Raw genomic sequence first — 20,824 nt, forward strand, 5'->3', positions numbered from 1 at the left:
GTTCTCTATTAATCATTCAACTTTAAAACAGCCATAAACGCCTGCTGAGGGATTTCTACATTACCTACTTGGCGCATACGTTTTTTTCCTTTTTTCTGTTTTTCTAGAAGTTTACGCTTACGTGAAATGTCACCTCCATAACATTTAGCCGTTACATCTTTACGTAAGGCTTTTATGGTTTCTCTAGAAATAATTTTTGCGCCAATAGCTGCTTGCACAGGAATATCAAATTGCTGGCGCGGAATTAACTCCTTTAACTTCTCACACATTTTTTTTCCTATTTGTTGCGCATTGTCTGCGTGAATTAATGCTGAAAGCGCATCAACGGATTGTGCGTTTAATAAAATATCTAAACGCACAAGTTTAGAAACCTTCATTCCTATAGGAGAGTAATCAAATGAAGCATACCCTTTTGAGACAGTTTTTAAACGATCATAAAAATCAAATACAATTTCTGCTAAGGGCATTTCAAAGGTTAACTCTACGCGCTGTGTCGTTAAATAGGTTTGATTGGTAATAATGCCTCTCTTCTCAATACAAAGCGACATAACGTTTCCTACAAAATCGGATTTTGTGATAATTGTTGCTTTTATAAAGGGTTCTTCTACACGGTTAATAGTTGAAGGGTCTGGTAAGTCTGATGGGTTATTTACAATAAAAGAAGTGTCTGGTTCCTTGTTGGTGTATGCTAAATACGACACGTTAGGGACTGTTGTAATTACAGTCATATCAAATTCACGTTCTAGTCTTTCTTGAATAATTTCTAGATGGAGCATCCCTAAGAATCCACAACGAAAACCAAACCCTAAAGCTGCTGAACTTTCGGGCGAAAAAACTAAAGACGCGTCATTGAGTTGTAGTTTTTCCATCGAGGCTCTTAAGTCTTCATAATCTTCTGTATCAACAGGGTAAATTCCAGCAAACACCATCGGTTTTACATCTTCAAAACCCTCAACAATATTTGTAGTTGGTTTAGCAAAATCGGTAATAGTGTCACCTACTTTAACCTCTTTGGCTGTTTTTATTCCTGTTATTAAATAACCAACATCACCTGCTTTAACACTTTGTTTAGGAACTTGATTTAACTTTAAGGTTCCAACCTCATCTGCAAAATATTCTTTATCTGTTGCAACAAATTTTATTTTTTGCCCTTTTTTAATTTCACCATTAAAAACTCTAAAATAGGTTTCAATACCTCTAAACGTGTTGTAAACAGAATCAAATATTAATGCTTGAAGCGGTTCGTTAGGATCACCTTTTGGCGCAGGAACACGCTCTATTATAGCAGCTAAAATATTATCTACACCGAAACCTGTTTTTCCGCTAGCATGAATCACCTCTTCGGCATCACAACCTAATAAATCTACAATATCATCTGTAACTTCTTCTGGGTTGGCGCTTGGTAAATCAACCTTGTTGAGCACTGGAATTATTTCTAAATCATTTTCTAATGCTAAATACAAATTAGATATGGTTTGCGCTTGGATGCTTTGCGCGGCATCAACAATTAACAGCGCACCTTCACAAGCGGCAATTGAGCGAGATACTTCATAAGAAAAATCAACATGACCAGGCGTATCTATAAGGTTTAGGATAAACTCTTCGCCTTTATAGGTATATTCCATTTGTATGGCGTGAGATTTAATAGTAATGCCACGCTCACGCTCTAAATCCATATTGTCTAAAAGCTGATCTTGCTTTTCTCGGTCAGTTACTGACCCTGTAAAGTCTAATAAACGATCTGCAAGTGTACTTTTCCCATGATCTATGTGCGCAATGATGCAAAAATTTCTGATGTTTTTCATAACCTCAACCCATTGTTTTCAAAAGGTTTTGCAAATATAAGCGTTTTAACTAGCTCCAATAATTTTTCTATTTAAAATGACTCAAAATCGTAGTTATGGAAAAACAGTAATTATAATTATAAAACAATCTTTATATTGCAAACTACAACCCAACCCAATGCTGTTAACTAATCGCCTTTTTTTGGGCATTCTTTTTTGTTTTAGCTTTTCTGTAGCGTTAAGTCAAGATTATTCTATTTCAGGTAAAGTTGTTGATGCCAACAACGAACCTATGTCTTTTGTTACAATTCTCCTCTCTAAGCAAATAGTAAATAGTGGTTTTGCCGACCCAATTGGTACCTCAACAGATGATGATGGTACTTTTATTTTAGACGACTTAGAACCTGGAACCTATAAAATGATAGCTAGTTTTATAGGCTATAAAACGGTAACACTACCTATTGAGTTAAAAGGAAATTTAAACCTTAAAATCATAACATTAGAAGAAGATATAGAATCACTGGATCAAGTTGAACTTGTGGTAAGAAAACCAACATTTAAAAGATCTGCAGACCGACTTACTTTTAACATTGCTAATACTGCAATAGCAGAAGGTAATATGCTACAAGCACTCAGAAGTACTCCTGGTGTTTTGGTAATGGATGGTGGTCTTAGTGTTAAAGGTAGTGCGCCAACGGTTTATATAAATAATAGAAAAGTACAATTAACTGCTGATGAGCTTACCCAACTTCTTGAAAGTTCTTCAGCAAATAGTGTAAAGTCTATTGAAGTAATTACTAACCCTTCAGCTCGATTTGATGCTGAAAGCGGAACTGTAATTAATATAATAATGAGTAAAAATATAGCTATAGGCTATAGAGGCTCTGTGTTTACAAACTACACTCAAGGTGTTTTTCCTAGATATCAAGCTGGTACAAGGCAATCTTTTAAAAATAAAAGCATTGGTTTTACTGCAAATTACAGTTATACTAAATCTAAGATTAATAGAGATACCAATGATGAGATTAATTATTTTAATGCGGCTGAAACGGCAATTGCAGAAGTTTGGAACTCAAACATTAATAGAAATACGTGGTCCGAAACTCATAATTTGAATTTTAATTTTGACTGGTTTATAAACGAACATAATACACTTAGTCTTTCTAATTCTATGTTGTTCTTACCATATTTTAAATATGTGATTGATAATGGCACAACAATACAAGATGCATCAAACAACTTTTTATCTCGGTTTACTGCAGATAATAATGTTAATGATGAAAAATACAATATTGGATTAGATCTTAATTTTAATCATCATTTTAAAAATGGAGCCTCGTTAGTTTTAAATGGTCATTATACTACTTACGACTATGATAGAACGCAAGATGTAATAAGTAATTTTTTTGATAGCAACAATCAGTTTACCAATGCATCAGCTTTTAATACCATAGCAAATCAGAGTACAGAAATTATTACGTCTAATCTAGATTATTCTACATCAATTTCCGAAAATTCAGAACTTGAAGCTGGTTTAAAATTTTCAAATGTGAAAACTGAGAGTAGTATTAATCAGTTTGATGTAGATTTAACAACAGGCGCTAATACACTAGACGTCTCAAATTCTGATGTGTTTAACTACGATGAATATGTTTACGCAGGGTATTCAAACTATTCTTTAGATACTGATGCATGGAGTTTAAGTTTAGGTATTAGGGCTGAACAAACCAATATTGATGCTTTTTCTGTGGCTACAAACTCCACAAATACTCAAGATTACCTAGAGTGGTTTCCAAATGCAAGCATTCAGTATACGTTTTCAGATAATTTTGCTATGTATGCAAACTATAAGCGTAGTTTAACACGACCTAATTATACAGCTCTAAACCCATTTAATTTTTTTATAAATGAAAATACTGTAGTCACTGGTAATCCTGGTCTTGTACCAACATTTTTAGATCATTATGTGTTTGGAATTAGCTTTTTAGAGTTATTTACCTTCGAAGCTTATTATCAAAATTACGATGGTAGTATTTTAGAAGTGCCTAGACAAAATAATTCAACTAATATATTAGAATACACGAGTATTAACCTTGATAAAACTGTAGATTTTGGTTTTGATTTTGCGGTAGATTTTTATCCTACTGATCGTTGGAATGTTTACGCTGTAACCTCATTCTATAATATTACTGAAGAAACGAAGATCAATAACAATTTTGTGAAACTAGATCAGTGGGCAAACTACAGCATTCTCAGCAATAATATTTCCTTTTTAGAAGACAGTAGCCTCAATGTAAATTTAGATTTAACTTGGGTTGGAAAAAGCCTACAGGGCCTTCAAACTATTGAAGATCGTTTGTTTAGCAGCTTGGCAATTTCTAAGTCTATTTTAAAGAAAAAGGCTGTGATTTCTCTTGCTATAGAAGATATGTTTAACTACCAAGACCAACGCTATGGCACACGATACTTAAATCAATTTAGTAGCAACAATGTTGATGTTGATAGCCGATACGTTAGGCTTGGATTTAGGTATAAATTTGGTAATACAACCTTACAAACCAGAGAGAAAGAACTTACTGAAGACGAAGAAAAAGAACAAAATCGTTTAAATGCCTTGGGTAATAAAAATTAATCTTGCCACTCTGCAATAAAAAGGTTAGTATCTCTTCCACCTCCATTATTACGATTAGATGAGAACGCTAAATATTTTCCATCATTAGAAAAAACCGGAAACGCATCAAACGTTTCACCATGTGTAACACGCTTTAGGTTTTTACCATCAATATCTATTAAATATAAATTGAAAGGGAAACCACGTTCTGCTTCAAAATTGGAAGAGAATAATACCTTATCTCCTGAAGGATGAAAAAACGGACTCCAATTAGCGTTTCCTAAATCTGTAAGCTGTCTTAAATCACTACCGTCTGCATTACAAATATATAGCTCCATTTCGGTTGGCTCTACCAATCCTTCAGCAAGTAAATCTTTGTAATCTTTGATTTCTTCTTCTGTTTTTGGGCGAGAGGATCTAAATATTAGTTTAGTTCCGTCTGGTGAAAAGAAAGCACCTCCATCATAACCTAACTCATCAGTAATTTGCTTAACATCTGTACCATCAATATTCATGGTGTATAATTCTAAATCGCCACTTCTTGTTGAGGTAAATACAATTTTATCGCCTTTCGGAGAAACTGTCGGCTCTGCATCATAACCAACCTCATTGGTTAGTTGCTTTACGATATTTCCCTCTAAATCTGCTACAAAGATGTCATAGCTATCATAAATAGGCCAAATGTACTTTCCGTTTTTACGCAAAGGTGTTTCAGGACATTTTTCATCACCCAGATGCGTTGAGGCGTAAATAATGTGTTTATTATCTGGTAAAAAATAAGAACATGTTGTGCGCCCTTTACCTGTGCTTACCATTGGTGGAGCTATGCTGTCTGTAAATGTGTCGTTTGCATTCATTAAAAACATTTGGTCACAGCCAACATTCCATTTAGTATTATTAGATTGAAATACAAGCTGTTTGTCATCAAAACTCCAGTAGGCCTCTGCGTTGTCACCTCCAAACGTAACTTGTCTTAGCGATTTAAAATGTGATTCCTCAGGATATATCAAGGAATCTTTCGTTTTAGTTCTCTCTATAGTGGTATTAATTTCAGAAGGCTTCGGGTTTTCATTTTTACAAGATGAAAACAACAAAACGATAAGTATAACAACTAATTTGTTCATAATAAAGAATTATAATAACTGGCTATTAATGCCTAATTTTGCGCAAAAATAAGACAATCCTATGAAAAAAATTGCTTTATCTCTAGTCGCTATAATTATAATGTCTTGTAAGAGCGAACCTAAAGTCGCAGAAAATAAAATAAAAGATGATGTTGCGTATTTGGCCGACGACAAACTTGAAGGTCGACAAACGGGAACTCAGGGTGAGGTTTTGGCCTCAGAGTACATTGCTAAACGTTTCAAATCTATTGGTTTAAAGCCTAAAGGAACTGGTGGTTACTTACAGTCATTTTCTTTCAAGCCCAAAACAGATCCTCATAAAGACGTAGAGTTTACAACAAATTCTGATAGCACAATAACAGGTAGTAATGTTATTGGCTTTATTGATAATAATGCAAAAACAACTGTTATCATAGGAGCGCATTACGATCATTTGGGTTATGGAGGAGAAGGATCATTATACAGAGATAAAGACAAAGCTGTGCATAATGGAGCTGATGATAATGCTAGTGGTGTTGCTGTGATGTTACATTTAGCTGATCGTTTAAATATTAAAAATGCTGATATAAAAGATAATAACAACTATTTGTTTATGGCTTTTTCTGGTGAGGAAATGGGTTTATTAGGCTCTAATTATTTTTCTAAAAATCCAACTATTGATGCAGAATCCATAAACTATATGATTAATATGGATATGGTTGGTCGTTTAAAAGCAGACAGTACTCTAGCTGTTTATGGTACAGGAACCTCGCCTATGTTTAAGCAAACCATAAAAGCTAATAACGATACATTTAAAATTGTTGAAAACGAAAGTGGTGTTGGTCCAAGTGACCATACTTCGTTTTATTTGATCGATGTTCCTGTATTACATTTCTTTACTGGTCAACATGAAGATTATCACAAACCAGGAGATGATTCTGAAAAGCTTAATTATGAAGGCATGAATCTTATTTCGGATTATCTATTTGATATTATTTCTGACCTTGATGATAATGGTGAATTAGCATTTAGAAAAACAAAAAATGAAAGTGAAGAAACGCCGCGTTTTAAGGTTGGCTTAGGTGTAGTGCCAGACTACTTGTACGATGGTAAAGGAATGCGAATTGATGGTACAAGAGAAGATACACCTGCTTTTAATGCTGGGATACATAAAGGCGATGTGGTTATAAAACTAGGCGATAGCACTATTACAGATATGATGAGTTATATGAGAGCCTTATCTGTTTTTGATAAAGGCGATGAAACCAATATAACTGTTAAGCGAGGAGAAGACACCATAGATAGTAAAGTGAAATTTTAAATTCTATGGTTTCTAAAAACCGAAATATACTCACAAAGATTCATCTCATTATTTCGGTTTTAGTAGTAATTCCTGCTTCTATCATATATGGTTTTTATCCAGAGTCTATCTTAGAAATAAGTCCAGATAGTGTGAATGAGCGTAATTTTCATAAAGCTATTATGGGCTTATATTTGGGGTTTTCTTTACTGTGGCTTTTGGGCGTTTTTAAAATTTATTTTATAAAAGCTGCTCTAATTAGCAATATCGTCTTTATGTTAGGTTTAGGTTTTGGAAGGCTTATAAGTGTATTGTTAGATGGCACGCCTTCTTTTTTATATAGTTTGGGTACAATTGGTGAGCTCTTATTGGGTTTTTATGGTGTTTGGGTATGTAATCAATATTTTACCTCTAAAATCAATATGCTAAAATAACTTAGCTTTGCATAAAATATTCATTATTGGTTAAAATCGGTGACATAGAATTAGGAGGATTCCCATTGCTTTTGGCACCAATGGAAGATGTTAGCGACCCTCCTTTTCGTGCCTTATGTAAAGAACAAGGAGCTGATGTAGTATATACAGAATTTGTGTCTAGCGAAGGTTTAATCCGTAATGCTGCGAAAAGCGTAATGAAGCTCGATATCTATGAAAAAGAGCGTCCTGTTGGTATTCAAATATTTGGTGCAAATATGGATAGCATGCTTCAAACTATTGATATTGTAGAAAAATCCAATCCAGATATTATTGATATTAATTTTGGTTGTCCTGTAAAAAAAGTGGTTTCTAAAGGTGCAGGAGCTGGGATTTTAAAGGATATCTGCCTCATGGAAAAACTAACGGCAGAAATGGTAAAGCGCACCAATTTACCTGTAACCGTTAAAACACGGTTAGGTTGGGATCACGACTCAATTAAAATTGTAGAAGTTGCTGAACGTTTGCAGGATGTTGGTATAAAATCAATAGCCATACATGGCAGAACGCGTGCCCAAATGTATAAAGGTGATGCTGATTGGAAGCCCATTGCAGCAGTAAAAAACAATCCAAGAATGCATATTCCTGTTTTTGGAAATGGTGACGTTAATACTCCTGAACGTGCAGCAGAAATGAGAGATCGTTATGGTTTAGATGGTGCTATGATAGGTAGAGCTTCTATTGGTAATCCTTGGTTTTTTAAGCAAGTAAAACATTATTTTAAAACTGGTGAGCGCCTTGCTCCTATTTCGCTTGCGGAACGTGTTGAAGCCGCTCGCAGACATTTACAAATGTCCATTGACTGGAAGGGTGAAAAACTCGGTGTTTTTGAAACCAGACGTCATTATACCAACTACTTTAAAGGTATTCCTAACTTTAAAGAATATCGTATGAAAATGGTAACGAGTGATGATTCTAAAGATGTTTTTGCGGCTTTTGATGAAGTGCTTAAAAAGTTTTCAGGCTATGAATTTAACGCAATTTAATTAACGATTTTGTAATTCTGTTAGAAGCAATCTTTGAAGCTAAAATTCCTAATGTACTAAACGTAATAAAAACCAAAACGATATTTAGTGGTTTTAAGTGAACCGGATAAGGTAAGGATGCTGTAAGCATAATAAAACCTGTTAATTTCTGAAGCCCAATTAGGAGTATTGCTAATACTATACCTATAATGCCGCTTAATAAAGTCATTAAGCTGCCCTGTAAAAAGAAAATTCTTCTAATGTCTAAAGGTTCAGCACCTAAATTAAATAGTGTTTGCAAGGATCTTTTTCGGTCTAATATCATCATAATAATAGCACCAATAACGTTAAACAATGCAATAATGATAACCAATGTAAAAATGAGATACACAATTAAATTTTCGGTGTTCAACATTTTATATAAAGCGTCATTGAGCTGAGCTCTGTTTTTAACTTCAACATTATTATTTAGTATGGAAGCAATCTTAGAGCTAACGAAATCTACATCTGCGTCTTCGGTAAGCTTAACTTCTAAATTACTTATTTGATTATTGTTATAATTAAGTAATGCTTGAACTAAATCTAAACTTGCAAAAACATAGGTGTTGTTGAGGTCTTCATTAATATCAAACAAGCCAACATTAATAGTATTCACTGAGTTAAATAAGCTGCTTGCAGAACTAAATTGACCCTTTCCTGGCTTAGGAACCGAAACCTCTAACACTCTAGCATAGTCTAACACACCAAAAGATAAGCTATTAGAAATTCCCCATCCTGCAACAACTTCATTACTATTATTTGTTAACCAATTACCTTGTGGAATAAGTGAATCTATAGAAGTAACAGCATTAAATTGATCATCTACACCCTTAATAAAAGCCACAAGAGGCTTGTCATTAAACTTTAGCATCGCTCTTTCTTCTAAAGTTTTACTAACCTTAGATACACCCTCAATAATTAGTATCTTATTTAAGGCATTATTGGAAAGCTCTATAGTTTTTCCATCTTTTGGAAAAACCTTTAAATCTGGATCTATTAACGAAGAAAACTCTAAGCTATAATCCTTTAGGCCTGCGAAACCCGAAAGCACAATAAGCAATGCTGCTGAAGCAATAACTACTCCACTGGAGGCGATAATGCTCATTATATTAATGGCATTGTTACTACTTTTTGAAAATAAATATCGTTTTGCTATGTATAGCGGAAAGTTCAATTATAATTTTTTTCTTTTTTCCAATAAATTAGGATCGTTTAATGGATTGTCCTCTCTTTTAAGTGAGCGTTCAATGCCATCAATATATTCTAAAGAATCATCTATAAAAAACTCTAGTTGTGGCATGCGCCTTAATTGATGTCTAGTGCGCTGTGCCAATTCGTGTCTAATTAAAGCCGTATTAGATCTAATCCCATCCAGTAATTCTTTAGCTTTTGCATTAGGAAAAATACTTAAATAAACCTTTGCTATAGATAAATCTACGGTTACAGAAACTTTGGAAACAGAAATAATAACACCTTTTAGCCCACCAGAAGTTGCTGCGTTTTGTAACACCTCAACAAGGTCTTGTTGTAAAATACCTCCTATTTTTTTCTGTCTATTACTTTCCATGGTTCAAAAATACTATAATTTATAAGGATTATTATACTTTTGAGGGTGCAACATCTGTTCCAAACCTAAAACTAAATTAAAATGAAGAAAATTGAGCATATTGGCATTGCAGTTAAAGACATAGAGGCTTCTAACAAAACATTTGAGGCTTTGTTTGGAAAATCTCATTATAAAACAGAAAAAGTAGAAAGCGAGCATGTACTTACTTCATTTTTTAAATGCGGTCCCAACAAAATAGAATTATTACAAGCCACAAATGATGATAGTCCTATTTCAAAATTCATTGAAAAAAGAGGAGAAGGTATCCACCATATCGCTTTTGCAGTAGATAATATTGAAACTGAAATTAAACGGTTAATAAAACAAGGTTTTAGAATGATACATAGCAAGCCAAAAAAAGGTGCAGATAATAAACTAATTGCATTTTTACATCCAAGAACAACCAATGGTGTTTTGATAGAATTATGCCAAGAGATAAAGGATTAAAACGATTTATTTTTCTTGCAGCCTTTGAAAATATATAGTAATATTGCACTCGCTTTACTGATAAAGCGGATTGATGTAAATCAATAGGTCCTATAGCTCAGTTGGTTAGAGCACCTGACTCATAATCAGGTGGTCCATGGTTCGAGTCCATGTGGGACCACAAGTAAAACCCTTCTTATTGAAGGGTTTTTTTTGTTCGCTTAAGTTTACGTTTTGGTAAATAATAATAACTGTTAATCTGTTGAGATTTACTTTTTATCAATGTTTCCAAATAATTAATCTAATGGCACATCGTTTATTATAGTAATAATTTATATTTGTATTGAAGGGATTATTAATCGACAACTGAGGGTTTTACCTTAAGTGTTAATAAAAAGTGTTTTTAATCTATAAAAGTTGCTTTTTGAGGATGTTTTTCTTTTCAAATATTTTGTTTAGCTAATTATTTTAATACTTTTACAGAGTCCTAATGAGATTCTTGAACAACATATTTACTTACATAGCAATATTTAGTTGCATTGGTACTTCGGTATTGGCTCAAGGGAATAATCCTCCTCCTCCAATTCCTCCTCCTCCTCCTGGACTACCTATTAGTGATTGGATTCCTTTTTTTGTTGCCATAGGTTTAATTTACGGCTCCTATAAAATAGTAAAACGAGTAAAAACAGAATCTTAAGATTGCGCTTCAAAAAGCTTCTTTACATATTTACCTATCACATCAAATTCTAAATTTACGACCGAACTAACTAGTAATTTATTAAAATTTGTGTGCTCATAAGTATAAGGAATTATAGCAACGCTAAAAGAGTTTGCTTTAGAATTAACAACGGTTAGGCTTACACCATTAACTGTAATGGATCCTTTTTCAATAGTGATATTACTTAAAGAAGGATCATATTTAAAAGTAAAAACCCAACTTCCATTTTCAGAGTTTATATAAGTACATGTTGCAGTCTGGTCTACATGACCCTGAACCATATGACCATCTAGCCTGCTACCTAAAAGCATAGCGCGTTCTAAATTAACGTTATCTCCTACTTGTAAATTACCAATGTTACTTTTGTTTAAGGTTTCTTGTATTGCTGTAACGACGTATTCATCATCTAGAATTTTAACCACAGTTAAACAAACGCCGTTATGAGAAACACTCTGGTCTATTTGTAATTGACTTGTGATATTACTAGTAATTGTGATATGATGATTAGTTCCCTCTTTATCTATATGAGTAACTCTTCCTAAAGTTTCAATAATGCCTGTAAACATAATGCTTGATAATATGTACCTTTGTTTGGTAAAATTATCTATAATTATAGGATTTTAATGAAAAAAGAAGGAAAAATTATTGTTGGTATTTCGGTTGGTGATCTTAACGGTATAGGTGTTGAAATTATTTTAAAAACCTTTGAAGACAATAGAATGTTAGAGTTTTGTACGCCTGTTATTTTTGCATCTATTAAGGTAATGTCTTTTTTAAAAAAACATCATAACAGTAAAATCAACTTTAATTTAGTTTCTAAATTAGATCAAATTCAACCTAACAAGGTTAATGTATTTAACGTCTGGAATGAACCAGTAAATATTAACTTTGGGCAAGAAGATCCTAAAGTTGGGGAATACGCCATAAAATCTTTAAGGAGCTCTGTTAAACATTTAAAAAATAACACTATAGATGTATTAGTGACTGCTCCTATTCATAAGCACAATATACAGTCCGTTGATTTTAAATTTCCTGGGCATACAGATTATTTAAATCAAGAGTTAGAAGGAGAAAGTCTAATGTTCATGGTATCTAATAACCTTAGGGTTGGTTTACTAACAGATCATGTTCCTGTAAATGAAGTTTCTAGCCATATCACTGAGGCTTTAATTTTTCAGAAGGTAAATACTGTTTACCAATCATTAAAACAAGACTTTTGTATTTCTAAGCCTAAAATTGCTGTTTTAGGAATTAATCCTCATGCAGGAGATCATGGTGTTATCGGTAAAGAAGATGATACTATTTTAAAACCTGCAATAGATAAAATAAAAGCAGAAGGAAAATTAGTTTATGGACCTTATTCTGCAGATAGTTTCTTTGGTTCTAATACTTATAAAAGCTTTGATGCTATTCTGGCTTCTTATCACGATCAGGGATTAATACCTTTTAAAACCATCGCTTTTGGAAATGGTGTAAACTTCACCGCTGGTTTAAATAAAGTAAGAACATCTCCAGATCATGGAACGGCTTTTGAAATAGCAGGAAAAAATAGCGCAGACGAATCCTCTTTTAAAGAAGCTGTATTCAGCGCTATTCAAATTTACAAAAATAGAGTTCAATATAGCCAATACTCTAAAAACCCATTAAAAATTACTTCGAAATAGATATAAACAATTTTTGTTTATAACCTTATTTGGTTAAATAAAATTTTCTATATTTGCACGCTCAAATTGAATGTGTTGATATGAAGGATTTAAAGGAATACAATATTCCTTTTGTAGGATTAAAGCTAGGAAAACATCTATTTGATTTCGAGATTAATAATTCGTTCTTTGATTTTTTTGAGTATGATGAGTTTAATGATGTAAACGTATTAACATCATTAGAGTTTGAAAAAAAGACAACATTACTAGAGTTACATTTTAATATTAGTGGTATTGTTAATGTTAATTGCGATCTAACAAACGAACCTTATAACCAAAACGTTAATGGTGAGTTTGACTTAGTTGTTAAATTTGGTAATGATTACAATGATGATAATGAAGACATTCTAATTATTCCTCATGGTGAATACGAAATTAATGTAGCGCAATATATTTATGAGCTCATAATATTATCGGTTCCCCAAAAAAGAATACATCCAGGTGTTGAAGACGGAACTTTAAATTCAGAAATACTTAATAAACTTGAAGAATTAAGCCCTAACAAGGACAATAAAAGTAATAACCACGAGATTGATCCTCGTTGGCAAACATTAAAAAAACTATTAACGGATAAATAACATTTAAAATGGCACATCCTAAAAGAAAAATATCTAGAACTAGAAGAGATAAAAGAAGAACACACTATAAAGCAACAGTTCCTCAAATAGCAACTTGTCCAACAACTGGAGAGCCTCATTTATACCACAGAGCACATTGGCATGAAGGAAAATTGTATTACAGAGGTCAAGTCCTTATAGATAATTCTGAAAACGAAGAAAACTTAGCATAACTATTATGCACGCATATAATAAAACGCTCCTGTTAGAGCGTTTTTTTTATGATTAATTTTTAAGTCTCTCAAAAACCACTTAATTTGCATCAAATTATACCATTTTTAATCAAAATGTTGATAAAATGGTGTTTTTTTGGTCTATTTTGACCTTTTTTTGCACAAAACGTAGTGTTAATGAATACAATTACAGCCGCGATTACAGCCATTGGGTCTTATGTTCCTGATTATGTTTTATCTAATAAGGTACTAGAAACTATGGTAGATACAAACGATGAGTGGATAACCACTAGAACAGGTATCAAAGAGCGAAGACTACTCAAAGAAGATGGAAAAGGCACATCATACATGGCTATTAAAGCTGCTCAGAATCTTCTAGAAAAAAAACAATTAGACCCTAAAGATATTGATATGGTTATTGTAGCAACAGCTACACCAGATATGCCTGTAGCATCAACTGCTGTTTTTACGGCGTCCGAAATTGGAGCAACTAACGCTTTTGCTTACGATTTGCAAGCTGCTTGTTCTAGTTTTTTATACGGTATGTCTACTGCTGCTAGTTACATTCAATCTGGACGTTACAAAAAAGTACTATTGATTGGAGCTGATAAAATGTCTTCAATTATTGATTATGAAGACAGAGCTACTTGTATTATTTTTGGAGATGGCGCGGGAGCTGTCTTGTTTGAGCCAAATGAAGATGGATTGGGATTACAAGACGAATATCTTAGGAGTGATGGTTATGGTCGTCAGTTTTTAAAGATAGATGCTGGTGGATCAATTTTACCTCCAAATGAAGATACTGTAAAGAATAAGCAACATTATGTGTTTCAAGATGGGAAAACCGTTTTCAAGTTTGCGGTTTCTAATATGGCTGATGTCAGTGAAAAAATAATGACACGTAACAATTTATCGCACGAAGATGTTGCTTGGTTAGTACCACACCAAGCAAATAAAAGAATCATTGCAGCCACAGCAAATAGAATGGGCTTAGATGAAAATAAGGTAATGTTAAACATTCATAAATATGGAAACACAACCTCTGCTACTTTACCTTTATGCTTAAGTGATTATGAATCTAAGCTTAAAAAGGGTGATAACATCATATTTGCCGCCTTTGGTGGTGGCTTTACTTGGGGTTCCATTTATTTAAAATGGGCTTACAATTCTTAATTAAACTAACTAAAAACAACTCAATAAATTATGGATTTAAAGGAAATTCAAAATCTAATCAAATTTGTAGCAAAGTCTGGCGCAAGTGAGGTTAAATTAGAAATGGATGACGTAAAAATTACCATAAGAACTGGTAGTGACCATTCTGATACTACAACTATTGTGCAACAAGTTCCTGTAGGAGCTCCTGTTGCTGCTGCACCTATTGCAGCTCCAGCACCAACACCTGAGGCTCCAGCAACACCAGCTCCAGCTGCAGATGATAGTTCTAAATATATAACTATAAAATCTCCAATTATTGGAACATTTTATCGAAAGCCTTCTCCAGACAAACCTATGTTTGTAGAGGTTGGTAGCTCTATAAAAGAAGGCGATGTGCTTTGTGTTATCGAAGCCATGAAGCTTTTCAACGAAATTGAGTCTGAAGTTTCAGGGAAAATTGTTAAAATTTTAGTGGATGATTCTTCTCCTGTAGAGTTTGATCAACCATTATTTTTAGTAGATCCATCATAATTCGAAGTTTAAAGTTTAAAGTTTTAAGCGGTATAAATAAGCTCTAAACTTATAAACCATAAACTTTTAAACTTATATAGTTATGTTTAAAAAAATACTAGTTGCCAATAGAGGTGAAATAGCATTACGTGTTATCAGAACCTGTAAAGAAATGGGTATAAAAACTGTTGCCGTGTATTCTACGGCAGATGCAGACAGTTTACATGTTAAATTTGCCGATGAAGCTGTATGTATAGGCCCAGCGCCAAGTAGTGAGTCTTACTTAAAGATGTCTAATGTTATTGCAGCAGCAGAAATCACCAATGCAGATGCTATACATCCTGGTTATGGGTTTTTATCAGAGAACGCCAAATTCTCAAAAATATGTGATGAGCATGGTATAAAATTCATCGGTGCTTCTCCTGAAATGATCGATAGAATGGGTGATAAGGCTAACGCTAAAGCTACAATGAAAGCAGCTGGTGTGCCTTGTGTTCCTGGTAGTGAAGGTGTTATAGAATCCTTTGAAGAGTGCGAAAAACTTGCGGTTGAAACTGGTTATCCTGTTATGTTAAAAGCATCAGCTGGTGGTGGTGGAAAAGGTATGCGTGCTGTTTGGAAACCAGAAGATCTTAAAGACGCTTGGGATTCTGCAAGACAAGAATCAAAGGCTGCGTTTGGAAATGACGATATGTATATGGAAAAACTAATTGAAGAGCCTAGGCATATAGAAATACAAGTTGTAGGAGATTCAAGAGGAAAAGCCTGTCATTTATCTGAAAGAGATTGTTCTGTTCAAAGACGACATCAAAAATTAACCGAAGAAGTACCATCGCCTTTTATGACAGATGAGCTTCGTGAAAAAATGGGAAAAGCAGCTGTTAGAGCTGCAGAATATATTAAATATGAAGGTGCAGGAACTGTTGAGTTTTTGGTGGATAAACATCGAAATTTCTACTTTATGGAAATGAACACACGTATCCAAGTAGAACATCCTATTACAGAACAGGTTATTGATTTTGACTTAATCCGTGAGCAAATATTAGTGGCTGGTGGTGTTCCAATTTCTGGGAAAAATTACACACCAAATTTACATTCTATAGAATGTAGAATTAATGCCGAAGATCCTTTTAACGACTTTAGGCCTTCTCCTGGAAAAATTACAACACTTCATGCTCCTGGTGGACATGGCGTTCGTTTAGATACTCATGTTTATGCAGGTTATAGTATACCGCCAAATTACGATTCTATGATTGCAAAGTTAATTACTACAGCGCAAACACGCGAAGAAGCTATACATAAAATGAAACGCGCTTTGGACGAATTTGTAATAGAAGGTATTAAAACCACAATTCCCTTCCATAGACAGCTCATGGAACATCCTGATTATTTAGCTGGGAATTATACCACTAAATTTATGGAAGACTTTGAAATACAAGATGTAGATGAAGATTAAAATCTTTCAAATTAAAAATTAAAAATCGCTTCTGACTAAGCGATTTTTTGTTTTTTATAATAACCATAATCGTTTAAAGATTGTAGATTTACGTCAATAATGAAAACTACTTTTTCTAAAACAGAACGTCTTAAAAGTAAACAGCTAATAGATAAGTTGTTCTATGATGGTAAATCAGTATCTCAATTTCCTTTAAAATTAATTTATCTAAAAACAGAATTTAATGATGGTAGCGTCTTAAAAACAGGTGTCTCAGTCTCTAAACGTCTTTTTAAAAATGCTGTAGATAGAAACAGAATTAAGCGTCTTTTACGCGAAGCTTTTAGGTTGAATAAAGCTGAATATTTTAACAATAGTTCAACATCTTACGCGTTTATGATTTTGTACATTAGTAACGACGGAGCAACTTTTGAAGTGATCAATGAAAACATGAAACGCTTACTTAATAAGTTTAAAGAAAAGACCTCTGAAGTTTAAAACAAAGAAACGATGAAACATAATCTACATAAAAAAATAACACTTCCAATCTTAGCAATTGTCGTATTTCTATCAACCACTGCGTTTAAAAACGATTTCTTTGAGATTGCAAAGCAAATAGAAATTTTTACAACACTCTACAAGGAAATCAACATGAATTATGTTGACGATACTAATCCTGCCGACCTTATGGATACTGCTATTAAAAGTATGTTAGATGATTTAGATCCTTACACTCAGTTTTACAACGAACAAGATGTACAAGCTGCAAGAATTAATAATGCTGGTGACTACACTGGCGTTGGAGCTAATGTACTAACATTAAAAGATAAATTAGTTATTGTTGAGCCTTATAAAAATTATGCGGCAGATAAAGCTGGATTAAAAGCTGGTGATCAAATTATTAAAGTAGACAATGTTACAGTGGCCGATTTTAAAGACGATGCTGCTAACTTATTACAAGGTGCTGCTGGATCATCTGTAAACATTACGTTTTTAAGACAAGGGGAACAAAAAACCACAACTATTACTAGAGAGTCGGTAGATATTCATGCTGTACCTCATTATTCCATGGTCGATGATAAAACAGGATATATTGTTTTAAGAAAATTTACAGATAAAGCGTCTTCTGAGACTCTTGCTGCTATGCGTGCATTAAAAAATCAAGGTGCCGATAAGCTTATTTTAGATTTAAGAGGAAATTTAGGTGGTTTACTTAGAGAGGCTATTGCAATAGTCAACTTTTATGTGCCGCAAAATCAATTGGTAGTAACCACAAAATCTAAAGTAAAGAAATATAATAAAACATACTATACACAAAAACCTCCTGAGGATACTGATATTCCTTTAGTGGTTTTAATTGATGGTAAAAGCGCTTCTGCAAGTGAAATTGTTTCTGGAGCATTACAAGATTTAGATCGGGCTGTTATTGTTGGATCTCAAAGTTTTGGTAAAGGACTAGTTCAACGTCCTAAACAACTTATTTATGGTACACAAATGAAAGTGACTATCTCTAGATACTATACACCATCTGGTCGTTGCATACAAGCTTTAGATTATTGGAATAGAGACGAAAACGGCAAAGCTACTCGTGTAAAAAGAGAAGATGCTAATATATTTAAGACTAAAAATGGTCGTACGGTTTTTGATGGTGGTGGCGTACAGCCAGATGAAGAAATTGGGCTTTCAAAACATTCAGCGATAACAAAAGCTATTCTTTCGGAGCATTTAATTTTTGATTTTGCAACAAACTATCTTTACAACAATTCTATTTCAGATTTAAAAGCTTTTAAGCTTCAGGATTCAGATTTTAAAGATTTTAAATCCTTTTTAGAGTCTGAAAATTTTGATTTTGAAACTAAAACGGAACAAGCTGTAATGGATGCTTTTGAGGTTGCTAAAGACGAGTTTATAGATGAAGAAATAAATTCAGAATACAATGCGTTATTAGGTTCACTTAACCTTTATAAATCTAAAGCTATAGATGATAATAAAGCACAATTAATGAGTTTAATAACCGATCAGATTATTAAACATTTCTTTTACAGTGAAGGCTTATATGAGTATTACATTACTAATAATCCCGAGATAAAAACAGCAACTGAAATCTTAAATAACCCTACAACTTATCGTAATTATTTACGTTAAACTATTAAAATTCGCTATATTTAGTTTCGATTAATAGTTTACTCATGAAGAGATTCTTCATTATATTACTTTTTCTTTCTCAAGTTTTATCTGCACAAACAGAGCTTAAGCACGAGGTTTATTTTGATACAGATCAGTATGAAATATTACCTACAGAACAAAGTAGACTACTTCTATTTTTATCTCAAATTGAAGGTTTGGATATAGAAAAAATTTCTATTTATGGTTTTTGTGATGATAGAGGAAGTGATAATTATAATCTTGTGCTCTCCCAAAACAGGGCTAATGCTATAAAAGAGGTGTTCTCTAATAATGAGTTTGATGAATCTACCATAACTAATGTAGATGGTAAAGGTGAAGTGCTTATAAAAATAGTGAAGGAAGACGATTTAGAAAAAATTAGAGGATTAAATCGTAAAGTAGAAATTATTGTAACACAAGTGTTTCCTCCTCGACCTAAGGAAGATCGTAAACCTGAAACTGCAGATGTGTTAAAAGGTGATCTTAAGGTTGGTGATAAAATAGTTTTAGAGAACTTACTATTTAGAACAGGTTACAGCTACTTAGTAAAGGAATCAAGACAAACCTTAGAAGATATTGCTAATGTTTTAGTTAAGCGTAAAGATATTAATTTCACTATACAAGGTCATGTGTGTTGTACTTATGGTACTAGAGATGCTGTAGATAGAAAAACACGTAAACGAAACTTATCTGTAGCACGTGCTAAATATATTTATGACTATTTATTAGAACGAGGTGTTAGTCGTTTACGCATGAAATATGAAGGTTTGCGTCGTAAATTTCCACTTGGTGGTGATCCTAAATTTGATAGACGTGTAGAAATTTTAGTGACTAAAATTAATACCTCAGATTAAACTTTAAAAATCATATTTATATGCGGAATACCATCTTCTAAGTACTCCTCTCCTACTTCAGTAAAGTTTAAATTATTATAAAAACGTTTCAAATAAGTTTGTGCAGAAATTCTAATGTCTGAAGTTTTATAATAATCTTCTATTGCTTTTATTGACGCATTCATAATAGTATAACCATAGTTATGTTGACGTTGGTTCTCTTTAACCACTACTCTACCAATACTAGCTTCTTCAAAATAATCACCTGGTTTAAATACACGTGTATAAGCAACTAAGTCGTTTTTTTTATAGCCAAGAACATGTAAGGCTTTCTCATCTTTACCATCTACATCTTGATATACACAATCTTGCTCAACCACAAAAACTTCGCTACGTAATTGAAGTAAATCGTAAAGCTCATTAGTATTAAGATTTTGAAATTTTTTTACGGCTACTTCTAACAAGACATTGGTATTTTATCAACGCGTTTTTGATGACGACCACCTTCAAACTCTGTGTTTAAAAACACATCTACCATTTTAATAGCTTGAGGAATCGATGTAAAACGTGCAGGAATACAAATAATATTTGCATTATTATGTAGTCGTGTTAATTCTGTAATTTCACTTGTCCAACACACACCTGCTCTCACGTTTTGGTATTTATTTGCTGTCATTGCCACACCATTAGCACTTCCACAAATTAAAATACCATAATCTACTTTTTTATGATCAACATCTTTAGCAACAGGATGCACAAAATCTGGATAATCTACACTATCTAAAGTATCTGTGCCATAATTAGTCACAGTATATCCTTTTGTTTTTAGGTGTTTTACTATAGCAGCTTTGTAGTCTGGTCCTGCGTGGTCGTTACCTATGGAGATGTTCATAATATTCTATTTAATGTCATTACGAGGACGAAGGACTTAATAATCTTTACCTTTTTAAGAGATTCTTCGCTATGACTTCGACAAGCTCAGCCTGACAGCCCTGAATGACAATTATTAATAATTTATCTTTCAACAAAGTTACAAATAATTAAATCTGGTTAACAGGAGTATTCATTACTTGTTAATAAGTGTTGACAAGTCCTTAAAATAAAAATTAGGATTATCCACTAAATTTTTCAAACCAAAATGGGTTTCTAATAACCTAATTACTTAACTATTTTTTTTGAGGAAGTTATTAATAACCCTTATAGACGA

At 33.1% G+C, this 20,824-nt stretch carries 22 protein-coding genes and 1 tRNA gene; 16 read left to right on the top strand and 7 right to left on the bottom strand.

All coding sequences use genetic code 11. The features are described 5' to 3' along the window. Positions 1-8: 8 nt before the first annotated feature. The gene (gene lepA, locus RM697_RS05005) at positions 9-1,805 is read right to left on the bottom strand and encodes a translation elongation factor 4 (RefSeq protein ID WP_311426764.1); all 1,797 of its coding nucleotides are present in this window, start codon (positions 1,803-1,805) and stop codon (positions 9-11) included. A 181-nt stretch (positions 1,806-1,986) separates the two neighbouring features. On the opposite strand from lepA, the gene RM697_RS05010 reads away from it, so the two are divergent. Then, positions 1,987-4,416: a TonB-dependent receptor domain-containing protein gene (locus RM697_RS05010; RefSeq protein WP_311426765.1), complete on the top strand. Its 2,430-nt coding sequence runs from the start codon at positions 1,987-1,989 to the stop codon at positions 4,414-4,416. Here RM697_RS05010 and RM697_RS05015 read toward each other — a convergent pair. Further along, complete coding sequence (locus RM697_RS05015) at positions 4,413-5,519, bottom strand: TolB family protein (RefSeq protein WP_311426766.1); 1,107 nt, start codon at positions 5,517-5,519, stop codon at positions 4,413-4,415. The two genes, RM697_RS05010 and RM697_RS05015, sit on opposite strands and share 4 nt — an antisense overlap. 61 nt (positions 5,520-5,580) lie before the next feature. Here RM697_RS05015 and RM697_RS05020 point away from each other — a divergent pair, with 61 nt between their 5' ends. From RM697_RS05020 to dusB, 3 genes are read left to right on the top strand one after another with little or no spacing between them, the layout of a single operon-like run. Next, positions 5,581-6,819, top strand: coding sequence for a M28 family peptidase (locus RM697_RS05020; protein ID WP_311426767.1), 1,239 nt, complete (start codon positions 5,581-5,583; stop codon positions 6,817-6,819). Between the two features lie 5 nt (positions 6,820-6,824). Continuing rightward, positions 6,825-7,232: a DUF4345 domain-containing protein gene (locus tag RM697_RS05025; RefSeq protein WP_311426768.1), complete on the top strand. Its 408-nt coding sequence runs from the start codon at positions 6,825-6,827 to the stop codon at positions 7,230-7,232. A gap of 26 nt (positions 7,233-7,258) precedes the next feature. Continuing rightward, complete coding sequence (gene dusB, locus RM697_RS05030; RefSeq protein ID WP_311426769.1) at positions 7,259-8,257, top strand: tRNA dihydrouridine synthase DusB; 999 nt, start codon at positions 7,259-7,261, stop codon at positions 8,255-8,257. Here the strand turns inward: dusB and RM697_RS05035 are convergent. Further along, positions 8,244-9,380, bottom strand: coding sequence for an ABC transporter permease (locus RM697_RS05035; protein ID WP_311426770.1), 1,137 nt, complete (start codon positions 9,378-9,380; stop codon positions 8,244-8,246). The two genes, dusB and RM697_RS05035, sit on opposite strands and share 14 nt — an antisense overlap. A gap of 69 nt (positions 9,381-9,449) precedes the next feature. Next, positions 9,450-9,842, bottom strand: coding sequence for a 30S ribosome-binding factor RbfA (rbfA, locus tag RM697_RS05040; RefSeq protein WP_311426771.1), 393 nt, complete (start codon positions 9,840-9,842; stop codon positions 9,450-9,452). A gap of 81 nt (positions 9,843-9,923) precedes the next feature. On the opposite strand from rbfA, the gene mce reads away from it, so the two are divergent. The 3 genes from mce to RM697_RS05055 all read left to right on the top strand — a co-directional run bounded on the left by mce (position 9,924) and on the right by RM697_RS05055 (position 11,004). Then, on the top strand, positions 9,924-10,328 hold the full coding sequence (gene mce, locus RM697_RS05045) for a methylmalonyl-CoA epimerase (protein ID WP_311426772.1): 405 nt from the start codon (positions 9,924-9,926) through the stop codon (positions 10,326-10,328). 86 nt (positions 10,329-10,414) lie between these two features. Then, positions 10,415-10,488 (top strand) — tRNA-Ile (locus tag RM697_RS05050). A gap of 318 nt (positions 10,489-10,806) precedes the next feature. Beyond that, on the top strand, positions 10,807-11,004 hold the full coding sequence (locus RM697_RS05055; RefSeq protein WP_311426773.1) for a hypothetical protein: 198 nt from the start codon (positions 10,807-10,809) through the stop codon (positions 11,002-11,004). Here the strand turns inward: RM697_RS05055 and RM697_RS05060 are convergent. Beyond that, the gene (locus RM697_RS05060; RefSeq protein ID WP_311426774.1) at positions 11,001-11,591 is read right to left on the bottom strand and encodes a riboflavin synthase; all 591 of its coding nucleotides are present in this window, start codon (positions 11,589-11,591) and stop codon (positions 11,001-11,003) included. The two genes, RM697_RS05055 and RM697_RS05060, sit on opposite strands and share 4 nt — an antisense overlap. A 57-nt stretch (positions 11,592-11,648) precedes the next feature. On the opposite strand from RM697_RS05060, the gene pdxA reads away from it, so the two are divergent. The 9 genes from pdxA to RM697_RS05105 all read left to right on the top strand — a co-directional run bounded on the left by pdxA (position 11,649) and on the right by RM697_RS05105 (position 19,638). After that, a complete protein-coding gene (gene pdxA, locus RM697_RS05065; protein ID WP_311426775.1) occupies positions 11,649-12,689 on the top strand; it encodes a 4-hydroxythreonine-4-phosphate dehydrogenase PdxA in 1,041 nt (346 codons plus the stop codon). Between the two features lie 80 nt (positions 12,690-12,769). Next, positions 12,770-13,306, top strand: coding sequence for a YceD family protein (locus tag RM697_RS05070; RefSeq protein WP_311426776.1), 537 nt, complete (start codon positions 12,770-12,772; stop codon positions 13,304-13,306). A gap of 8 nt (positions 13,307-13,314) precedes the next feature. Further along, positions 13,315-13,518, top strand: coding sequence for a 50S ribosomal protein L32 (gene rpmF, locus RM697_RS05075; protein WP_311426777.1), 204 nt, complete (start codon positions 13,315-13,317; stop codon positions 13,516-13,518). Between the two features lie 177 nt (positions 13,519-13,695). Next, positions 13,696-14,691 (top strand): beta-ketoacyl-ACP synthase III, encoded by a 996-nt coding sequence (locus RM697_RS05080; RefSeq protein ID WP_311426778.1) that lies wholly within the window; start codon positions 13,696-13,698, stop codon positions 14,689-14,691. Between the two features lie 30 nt (positions 14,692-14,721). Then, on the top strand, positions 14,722-15,204 hold the full coding sequence (gene accB, locus RM697_RS05085; protein WP_311426779.1) for an acetyl-CoA carboxylase biotin carboxyl carrier protein: 483 nt from the start codon (positions 14,722-14,724) through the stop codon (positions 15,202-15,204). Between the two features lie 82 nt (positions 15,205-15,286). Next, positions 15,287-16,639: an acetyl-CoA carboxylase biotin carboxylase subunit gene (gene accC / locus RM697_RS05090; RefSeq protein ID WP_311426780.1), complete on the top strand. Its 1,353-nt coding sequence runs from the start codon at positions 15,287-15,289 to the stop codon at positions 16,637-16,639. 99 nt (positions 16,640-16,738) lie between these two features. Then, on the top strand, positions 16,739-17,116 hold the full coding sequence (rnpA, locus tag RM697_RS05095) for a ribonuclease P protein component (protein ID WP_311426781.1): 378 nt from the start codon (positions 16,739-16,741) through the stop codon (positions 17,114-17,116). A gap of 12 nt (positions 17,117-17,128) precedes the next feature. Then, positions 17,129-18,763: a S41 family peptidase gene (locus RM697_RS05100; RefSeq protein WP_311426782.1), complete on the top strand. Its 1,635-nt coding sequence runs from the start codon at positions 17,129-17,131 to the stop codon at positions 18,761-18,763. Between the two features lie 44 nt (positions 18,764-18,807). Then, positions 18,808-19,638, top strand: coding sequence for an OmpA family protein (locus tag RM697_RS05105; protein ID WP_311426783.1), 831 nt, complete (start codon positions 18,808-18,810; stop codon positions 19,636-19,638). Here RM697_RS05105 and RM697_RS05110 read toward each other — a convergent pair. Next, positions 19,635-20,081 (bottom strand): GNAT family N-acetyltransferase, encoded by a 447-nt coding sequence (locus RM697_RS05110; RefSeq protein ID WP_311426784.1) that lies wholly within the window; start codon positions 20,079-20,081, stop codon positions 19,635-19,637. The two genes, RM697_RS05105 and RM697_RS05110, sit on opposite strands and share 4 nt — an antisense overlap. Beyond that, positions 20,075-20,509: a ribose 5-phosphate isomerase B gene (gene rpiB / locus RM697_RS05115; RefSeq protein WP_311426785.1), complete on the bottom strand. Its 435-nt coding sequence runs from the start codon at positions 20,507-20,509 to the stop codon at positions 20,075-20,077. Before rpiB ends, RM697_RS05110 begins: the two co-directional genes overlap by 7 nt. Positions 20,510-20,824: the final 315 nt, after the last annotated feature.

This window comes from Microcosmobacter mediterraneus (assembly GCF_031846265.1).
GTDB classification, from domain to species: domain Bacteria; phylum Bacteroidota; class Bacteroidia; order Flavobacteriales; family Flavobacteriaceae; genus Microcosmobacter; species Microcosmobacter mediterraneus.